This is a genomic window from Acidithiobacillus marinus, from assembly GCF_002847505.1.
In the GTDB taxonomy this organism is placed as follows: Bacteria; Pseudomonadota; Gammaproteobacteria; order Acidithiobacillales; family Acidithiobacillaceae; genus Acidithiobacillus; species Acidithiobacillus marinus.
Genome location: NZ_MXAV01000018.1, coordinates 1 through 3453 on the forward strand (window position 1 = coordinate 1; position 3453 = coordinate 3453).

Consider the following 3453-nt stretch of genomic DNA (forward strand, 5'->3'; position numbering starts at 1 on the left):
CCCAGTATGTCCATTGAAGGGGAATTACCTACATTTTCACAACTGAATGGATTTGTTCAGTCATTACGAGAAGATTTGAAGTTTACTCCAGAAGATCCGTGGCTAAATTTAAATAGTACACCTGAACAAAAGGAAACTGGAAATACTTATTACTCTCAATCTTTTGACTCATTAGTCAATAGTCTCTGTGAATCGGCTGGTAATGAGGATTTGGTTGGATTGGTGATGAGCGGTCCACAGATAATGGCGGTATGTAGCAGTCTAGGACATTGTTTGGTCCATTGCGGCGGAGGAGAGAGCATTGATATAAGCATTTTTGATCAGAATTATAACGCCATAAAGAAAATCCGAAGGAACCCGAACATAGAAGATATTTCTATCATGGTGACTGAAATGTCTCATGATTTAAAGATATTGCAGCGCCCGATGGTATCTCCAAAACCCGATATTTATCGAGCCTGGTTATCTGCGGAAGCTTTAGGGGAATTGCTAGGTTCTATAAGCTGGAATGGGTTCTCAGTAGATTCTCAACGTAGTGGAAGCAGTCCGCTCAATAAACTTTACACAGGTGATAAACAACTTTCAGCACAAGTTTTTCTATGTGAGAATCGTGAAATCGGAGAGATGCCACTATTTACTGATGAAGGTTTTCTGCTGCCTGCCGAAGTTCCGCTGATCCAAGCCGGAAAAGCTGCAATGACTCTGAGTGGGGCTCGTTCTGCGATGGAGTTTGAGGTTCCTATTAATAGTAATGAGGGATATCCATCAGCGCTCTTCCTACAAGGTGGAGATGTATCGGACACCGAAATACTCCACAAAATTGGTACAGGGCTTTATATCGGACGATTATGGTATACAAATATTTCAGACCCTGAAAACGGTCGATTAACCGCCATGACAAGATATGATTGTTTTTGGGTAGAAGATGGTGTTTTGGCTGGTCCACTTGCACCAGTTCGGATGGACTCCAGCATTTATGACATATTAGGTACAAACCTCGAAGCTCTTGGAAAGAATGTTTATCAGATTCCTGAAACCCAGAGTTATGGGCACCGTTCCTGGGGCGCCTCGAGCTTTCCTGGTGTTCTAACTGCGCTGAAAATTACATTGTAGGTTACCTAATAATATGATGCGAGATTATCGGATAGTATCAGCAGTTATCGGTTTTATGTTGTTTGGCTATAGTCTGAGTAGTTTGGCTTTGTCTAACGCTGACTCACTGACAACAGTGACATCTGTAGGGTTATCGCCACCAATGAATGTGAATTCGCTTTTACCGGTGGTCAACAATGACTCAAGTGCCAATATTCAGATAATAACTTTAATGTTCAGGCCGTTATTATGGGTCGGTACTAATCTAAAAATTAATTGGGATAAGTCTATAGCTAAAAGCATTACAGTTTCAGGAGAGGGTAAGCAATATGTTATTCATCTCAAGTTGTGGCACTGGTCGAACGGCAGGCCAGTAACTGCTGAGGATACTCTAGCATGTCTCAAAATGATCCAGGAGTATGGCTCCAGATATCCTAATGCAGGAATGGGCGGTATGCCAGAGTTGATAAAGACAGCGACCATTATTAATCAAGACACTCTAAAAATAACATTGAAACGAGCTGTTAATCCCAACTGGTTTGAATTAAATGGATTGTCCCAATTATTTCCAGTGCCAGCACGACGGTGGAAAAATTACTCTATTAATGATTTATATAAAATGCAGGATAATCCAAATCTTGTCGCAGTAGTGGATGGTCCTTTTAAGCTTAAAAGTTTTACGCAAGGGCGTAGTATTAGCTTTATACGAAATTCCTCCTATTCAGGAAAGCTATCGGCATTAAAAGTTTTACGTTTTAAAATGTATACTTCTGACGCCAGCGCTTTCTGGGCATTAAAGACAGGGGATATTCAAGCCGGAATGATTCCTCACTACTTGTTTGATGCTCGTTGGATGGTCAAAAACTTACAAACATGTATCAGTAATGGCGGGTATGGATTTAATTATGTGACCTTAAATTTAGATAATCCAAAAGTATCTTTTTTTCGTGACGTGAAAGTCCGTCAAGCTCTTGCCTTGGCAGTTAATCAAAAGCAGATCATTCAAACGGCTTTTCATGGATTGGGGGTACCCAGCTTTAATCCTGTCCCCACTAATCCAGATACCTACCTCTCTCCAAAAATGAAAAAACTGGTTGCAAATCCAACGCTTGCTTACAATCCTGATGCGGCGAACAAATTACTTGCAGCTTCTGGTTGGAAGCTGGGACCAAAGAATATAAGGATCCATGACGGGCAACGACTCCAATTCACTATGATGGTTCCCGATACCAGTCAGACATTGATTGCCGTAGCGGAATTATTAAAAGCTGACTGGCGTGCTATCGGAGTGGATATGCGTTTACGGGTATTACCATTCAATTTGGAACTTACCAACTTGCAGCCACATGGTAAATGGGATGCATCGATGATTGTCTGGTCGTACAATCCTGACTTTTATCCTAGTGGTGATGGACTTTTTAATACTGATGGTGGAGCTAATTACGGGAAATATAGTAGCCATAAGATGGATAAACTGATTCGCGAAAGTGCTACAAACAAAGATATTAAATATTTATATGCGTACGAAAATTATGCTTACCAACAACAGCCGGTAATTTTTTTACCTTATCCTGAATATGTTGTAAAATATTCTCAGAGTCTGAAGCGTGATCAGTTAATGGAAGGTCTTTATTCCGTGAATTGTAAACCAGCTTTGTTACATTAATTTTATAAAATTTGACGGAAATTCTATGGAAAATAAAATTCAGGTTAATTCTGTAGACTTCTTCGAAAAAAAGCCAGTGATTGAACGTATTCGTATGCAGGTTTTTGTTAAAGAGCAAGGCGTACCAGAAACTCTTGAAATGGATGATAGGGATGAGATCTGTCTACATTTTTTGGCATTTTACGATGGCTTGGCTGTTGGTACCGCAAGGTTGGATCTTGGTTTGCATGGTAAAGTAGGTCGATTAGCAGTATTGTATCCATATCGCGGTAAGAATGTAGGAAAAAGTTTGATGCGCTTTCTGCATCAAAGCGCATGGGATAGGGGTTTAACTGAAGTGTGGTGTCATGCTCAACTCTCTGCCCAGGGATTTTATTCTCAGATGGGCTATACCAAAGCGGGTTCAGTTTTTCAAGAGGCTGGAATTGATCATATTACAATGCGCTGTATTAAAATTTAAACTATGAATATATTTTTATTGTTATAAATACAGGTGACTGTAATGTATAAATTCTTTGAGGGTATGATCGATATATTCCGTAATCATGAAACTCATGAAATTTTAGACCATACCAGGGCCCTGTCAACCTTCCATCTAAGCTGCTGATGGAGTAGCACAAAGGGTTTTTCTGGACTTCTCAGGATGAATGCGGTAACTTTTGCCGCATGGAAGTCCCAACTCTCACCGAAAACCA

At 40.3% G+C, this 3453-nt stretch carries 3 protein-coding genes; all 3 read left to right on the forward strand.

What is annotated here, in order from left to right; genetic code table 11:
- Positions 1-1113: metallopeptidase TldD-related protein (locus tag B1757_RS05145; RefSeq protein ID WP_143484224.1), on the forward strand; the 1113-nt coding region annotated here is incomplete at its 5' end.
- Between the two features lie 13 nt (positions 1114-1126).
- Positions 1127-2758 (forward strand): peptide ABC transporter substrate-binding protein, encoded by a 1632-nt coding sequence (locus B1757_RS05150; RefSeq protein WP_101537300.1) that lies wholly within the window; start codon positions 1127-1129, stop codon positions 2756-2758.
- A gap of 25 nt (positions 2759-2783) precedes the next feature.
- On the forward strand, positions 2784-3218 hold the full coding sequence (locus B1757_RS05155) for a GNAT family N-acetyltransferase (protein WP_101537301.1): 435 nt from the start codon (positions 2784-2786) through the stop codon (positions 3216-3218).
- Positions 3219-3453: the final 235 nt, after the last annotated feature.